We start from the raw sequence: 5,938 nt of genomic DNA, 5'->3' as shown, positions 1-5,938 counted from the left end.
GTACTGGGCGGGGGCGCTGGCGGGCGCGCCGCCGTACCCGGATGTCACGCCGCCGGTCCGGGCCGAGCCGCACGGCGCGGTGACCGTCCCGCTGCGCCCCGACCTGGCGGACAGGCTGCGCGAGTTGCAGCGGGCGCGCGGCGCGAGCCGGTTCATGATCTTCGCGGCGGCGCTGGCGGCGACGCTGCACCGCCGTACCGGCCGCTCGGAGCTGACCGTCGGCACCCCGGTCGCGCTGCGCGACGACCCGCGCGCCCGGTCCGTGGTGGGGCCGTGCCTCAACTCCGTCGTGCTGGTCTCCCGAGTTCTGCCCTCCGACACGCTGGGCCAGGTCCTGCTGCGGACCCGCGACGCCGTACTCGACGCGGTCGCCCACCACGACGTGCCCTTCGAGGCCGTGGTCGAACGGCTCAACCCGCCCCGCAGGCCCGGCTGGACCCCGTACCTGGACGTTACCCTCAACCTGAACGTCGTCCCCGGCGAATGGCCCGCGCTCGGCGGGCTGAAGGCGACCGCCGAGCCGATGGACCGGATCTGGCGGCACGAGCAGAAGTTCGGGCTGACCTTCACCGTCACCGACCGGGGCGACCGGCTGGAGGCCGTGCTGTCCTACCGCGGCGACCGCTACCGGCGCGCGGAGGCCGAGTGGCTGGCGGGCGCGCTCGGCCGGACCCTCGACGCCTTCGGCGACCTGCTGGACCGCCCGCTCGCGGCGATCGAGCCGGACATGGTCCGCCAGGCCCCGCCCGCCGCCCGGTACCGCGACTTCGTCGCCGCCGAGGCCGCCGCCAGGGACGACGCGGCCGGGCTCGGGCACTGGGCGCGGGTGCTCGACGGCGCTCCGCCGTACCTGGACCTGGCCACGCCCGTCCAGCCCGCCCCGCACGGCATGGTGCCGGTCGAGCTGCCGCCCCGGCTCGCTGACCGGCTGCGCGACCTGACCGCGACGCGGGCGGTCACGCCCTTCCAGGTACTGGCCGCCGCGCTCGCCGCCGCCCTGCACGCCTGGACCGGCAGGCCGGACGTCACCTTCGGCACCCCGATGGCCAACCGGGACCGCGAGGAGTTCGCCGACCTGGTGGGCCCGCTGCTGAACACCGCCGCGGTCCGCTCCCGGCGGGACACCGGGACCACGCTCGGCGGGCTGCTCGCCGCCGTGCGGGACGCGCTGCTGGACGCGCACGAGCACGCCGCCGTGCCGTTCGAGGCGGTGGTGGACCGGCTCAACCCGCCCCGGCTGCCCGGGCGCACGCCGTACGTGGACGCCATGCTGTCGGTGGAGACCGGGCAGCAGCCGATCCGGCTGGGCGAGGCCCGGCTGGAGCCGGACGCCGGTCATGAGGACGCGGCGGTGTCCGCCAAGTTCCCGCTGACCGTCCACTTCCGGCAGGAGGGCGGGCAGTTCACCGGCCGGGTCGCCTACCGGGGCGACCAGGTGGCGGCGGCCGACGCCACGACCCTGGCGGGCCTGGTCGGGCGGCTGGTCAGGCGGTTCACCGAGGACCTGGACCGGCCGCTTTCCGGCTCGGTACTGCTGGACGCGGCCGAGCGGGCCCGCCTCGGGATGTTCGAGCACGGGCCTCGGTCCGCGCCACCGACCACCGTGCCCGCACTGCTCGCCGAGCAGCTCGCCCGCCGCCCGGACGCCCCCGCCATCGAGACCGCCATCGAGACCGCCATCGGCTCGCTCACCTACCGTGAGCTGGACGAACGGGCGCGGGCGCTGGCCGGGCGGCTGCGCCCGCTGGTCCGCGGGCCGCTGCCGGTGGCCGCCCTGTACGCGCCGCGCGGCGCGGACTTCGTGGTCGGCATGCTGGCGGCCTGGTACGCGGGCTGCGCGTTCTGCCCGATAGATCCGGATCATCCCGACGAGCGGGCCGGGTTCGTGCTGCGCGACACCGGCGCGGTCGCCCTGCTGGCCGCCGGGTCCCCACCTGACACGGACGTCCCGGTGCTCGACATCGCGGCGGCCGGCCGCTCCGCCGGATCGTTCGAGCCGGTCACGCCCGATCCGGCCGCGCCCGCGTACGTCATCTACACCTCCGGCAGCACCGGCACCCCCAAGGGCGTGGTCGTCGGCCACGGCAACCTGGCCCACCTGGTGCGGTGGTACATCGACGCCTTCGAGGTCGGCCCCGCCGACCGCGGCGCGCACCTGTCCAGCGTCGGGTTCGACGCCTCGCAGTGGGAGGTGTGGCCCTACCTGGCGGCGGGGGCGCGGGTCGTGCCGCACGAGCGGCCGGTGGTGATCTCCGACGTGGCGGGCTGGCTGGCCGAGCGGGAGATCACCGTGTGCTTCCTGGCCACGCCGCTGGCCGAGGTGGTGTGGGCCGATCCGGTCCCGCTGCCCGCGCTGCGCTGGATGCTGTACGGCGCGGCCCCGCTGACCAGGCGTCCGCCCGCCGGCCTGAGCTACGACGTGTGCAACAACTACGGCCCGACCGAATGCACGGTCGCCGTGGCGTCACTGCCCGGCCCGCCGCCCGCCGCGGGGCCGCTCAACGTCGTCGGCCGCCCGATCACCGGGGCGTCCATCCATGTGCTGGACGAGTCGGGCGGCCGGTGCCCGGCCGGGGTTCCCGGGGAGATCCACATCGGCGGCGACGGGGTGGCCATCGGCTACCTCGGCAGGCCAGGACAGACCGAGGAGCGGTTCGTCCGCGACGCGCGGACGGGTCGGCGCGTCTACCGCACCGGCGACCGCGGGCGCTGGCTGCCGGACGGCACGCTGGAGTACCTCGGGCGGCTGGACCGGCAGCTCAAGGTACGCGGGCACCGGGTCGAGCCGCGCGAGGTCGAGGCGCACCTGCTGGCCGATCCGCTGGTCGGGCGGGCGTTCGTGACCGGCGACGCGGCGCGGCTGCTGGCCTACCTGGTGCCCGACCGCGGCGGCGAGCGTCCCGACGGCCGGGCCGTGCTCGCCCGGCTCGCCGAACGCGTCCCGCGCCACCTCGTGCCGGACCGCGTGGTGTGGCTGGACGACCTGCCGACCACCCCCAACGGCAAGGTGGACGTGGACAAGCTGCCCGCCCCCGCCCGCGAACCCGAGGGCGCCGCCGCGGCCGAGCCGGGCACCGACCTGGAACGACGGGTTGCGCGGGTCTGGGCGGCGGTGCTCGACCTGGACCGGGTCGGCGTCGATGACAACTTCTTCGACGCCGGAGGCAACTCGATGCTGCTCGCCCGGCTACACGCCCGGCTCCAGGAGGAGCTGGACGCCGGGCTTTCGATGCGACTGCTGTTCCAGTATCCGACCGTGCGGTCCTTCGCCCAGGCGTACGCCGGGGCGGCCCCACCGGCCCGCGATCACGACGACGGCTCGATCCGTGACCGGGCCGCGCGCGCCCGGCGGTACCGCACCACACGCCCCCGGAGGGATGCAGAGCGATGATGATCGAGAACGCGGTCGCCGTCGTCGGGATGTCGTGCCGGTTCCCCGGGGCCGCCGACACCGCCGAGTTCTGGGCGAACCTGCGCGCCGGACGCGACACGATCAGCAGGTTCACCGACCGTGAGCTGCGCGCCGCCGGGGTGGACCCGCGCGCGGACGGCTCCGGCCGGGTCCCTGCGGGCGGTACCGTGCCCGGCGGCGAGACCTTCGACTGGCGCTACTTCGGCTACAGCCTCGGCGAGGCCGCCACCATCGACCCCCAGCAGCGGGTCTTCCTGGAATGCTCCGCCGCCGCGCTCGACGACGCCGGCATCGACCCGCATTGCTACAAGGGCTGGATCGGCGTCTTCGCCGGGTGCGACCTGGCGAGCTGGGAGCTGGACATCGACGCGGCCGACCCGACCGGCCAGATCATCGGCAGGGAGAAGGACTTCCTGGCCACCCGGGTGGCCTACAAGCTGGGGCTGCGCGGCCCGGCGATCACCTTGCAGACCGCCTGTTCCACGTCGCTGGTCGCGGTACACGAGGCGCGGCTGAAGCTGCTCGGCCATGAGTGCGACGTCGCGCTCGCCGGCGGCGTGTCGCTGCGGCTGCCGCAGACCGGCGGCTACCGCTACACCGAGGGCGGCATCCTGTCGCCGGACGGTCACTGCCGGCCGTTCGACGCGGCGGCGGCGGGCACCGTCCCGAGCGGCGGCGTGGGCGTCGTGGTGCTGCGCCGGCTGGAGGACGCGCTGGCCGACGGCGACCGGATCACGGCGGTGCTGCGCGGCGCGGCGGTCAACAACGACGGCGCGGACAAACCCGGCTACACCACCCCCTCGATCTGGGGCCAGCGCGATGTCATCCGGTTCGCCCACCAGGACGCCGGGGTGGAGCCCGGCGAGATCGGGTACGTGGAGGCGCACGGTACCGGCACCCGGGTCGGCGACCCGATCGAGATCGCCGCGCTGACCGCCGCCTTCGGCGACGACGCGGGGACCTGCCGGCTCGGCGCGGTGAAGAGCAACATCGGGCACACCGGCGCGGCGGCCGGGGTGGCCGGGCTGATCAAGACCGTGCTCCAGCTCACCCATGGCGAACTGGTGCCGACGGCCCACTTCCGGCAGGCGAACCCGGAGATCCGGCTGGAGTCCACGCCGTTCCGGATCTGCCGGGACCACGAGCCGTGGCGTTCGGAAGGGCCGCGGCTGGCGGGGGTCAGCTCGTTCGGCATCGGCGGGACCAACGCGCACGTCGTCCTTCAGGAGGCGCCCGCCGTACGGCGCGGCGCGCAGCCGGACCGGCCGCGGATCTTCCCGGTCTCGGCCGCCGACCCCGACGCCCTGGCCAGGCTGCGCACCGCCCTCGCCGGCCGGGTCACGGACGAGGCGGACGCGCCGCCGCTCGGCGACGTGGCGTTCACCCTCACCGAGGGCCGCCGGACGCTGCCGCACCGGCTGGCCGTACTGGCCGAGGACCGCGCCGGGCTGGCCGCCGCGCTGCGGGACGGGACCGGCGCGCAGGCCACGGACGAGCCGGGCGCGATCCTCGCCTTCCCCGGGCAGGGCGTGCTGCACCAGGGGGCGGGGCGGGCGGCAGACCTGCTGCTGCCGGAGTTCCGGACCTCCTTCGACGAGATCAGTGAGCTGGTGGCGGGCCGGTTCGGCGTCGATCTGGGGGCGCTGCTCGCGGGTTCCGCGCCGCTGACGGACACGGTGTTCGCGCAGCTCGCCCAGTTCGCGCTCGGGTACGCCCTCGGCGCGCAGGTCAGGGCGTGGGGCGTGCGGCCGGTCGCGATGATCGGCAACAGCGTGGGCGAGTACGTGGCCGCGGCGCTGGCGGGCGTGTGGGAACTGCCGGACGCGCTGAGCGTCATCCATGGGCGCGGGCGCGCGATGCGGGCCGCGCCGCACGGGCGGATGCTCGCGATACCGAGGCGGCACGCCGACCTGTGCGAGGGCCTGGAGGGCGTCACGGTCGCCGTCGATGCCCCGCACCAGCTCGTATTGTCCGGGCCGGTCGAGCGGATCGAGGCGCTGCACGAGTCCTGGCGGGCGCGCGGGGTGAGCGGCAAGCTGCTGGAGACCGCGCACGCCTTCCACTCGCCGCTGATGGACCGGGCGGCGGACGAACTGCGCGAGGCCGTCGCGGCGGTGCCCGCCCGGCCGCCACGCGTGCCGTTCGTCTCCAACCTGACCGGTACGTGGGTCGGCGACGACCAGGTGGGCGACCCGGACTACTGGACCGCGCACCTGCTCGGCACCGTCCGGCTCACCGAGGGCCTGGCGGCGGTGCTGAGCCGCGACGACGCGGACCTGCTCATCGAACTCGGCCCGGGAAGCAGCACGATCCGGGCGGCCCGGCGGCACGCGCTGTGGAACGAGCGGCGTACGGCCCTGCCGTCCCTGGGCCGTTCGGCCGACACCGAACGCGCCGACGTGCTGCGCCTGACCGCCGGGCTGTGGGAACGCGGCGCGGAGGTCGGCCTCGCCGCTCTCCTGGACCCTGAGGGGCGGCGCTGCGCGCTGCCCGCCTACCCGTTCGCCCCGCTCCGCTGCGACCGCC

At 75.8% G+C, this 5,938-nt stretch carries 2 protein-coding genes; both read left to right on the top strand.

The window, feature by feature from the left end; all coding sequences use genetic code 11:
• The coding region (locus tag C1I98_RS33850) for a non-ribosomal peptide synthetase (RefSeq protein WP_146607807.1) at positions 1–3,391 on the top strand (3,391 nt) is incomplete at its 5' end.
• Positions 3,388–5,938 (top strand): type I polyketide synthase (locus C1I98_RS33845; protein WP_111171411.1); only part of this gene is annotated, 2,551 nt, incomplete at its 3' end. The genes C1I98_RS33850 and C1I98_RS33845, both read left to right, overlap by 4 nt.

Origin of the sequence: Spongiactinospora gelatinilytica (assembly GCF_003236385.1) — a bacterium.
Taxonomy (GTDB): Bacteria; Actinomycetota; Actinomycetes; order Streptosporangiales; family Streptosporangiaceae; genus Spongiactinospora; species Spongiactinospora gelatinilytica.
Note: the sequence above shows the minus strand (reverse complement) of the source record. Positions and strands in the feature narration are given on the sequence as shown.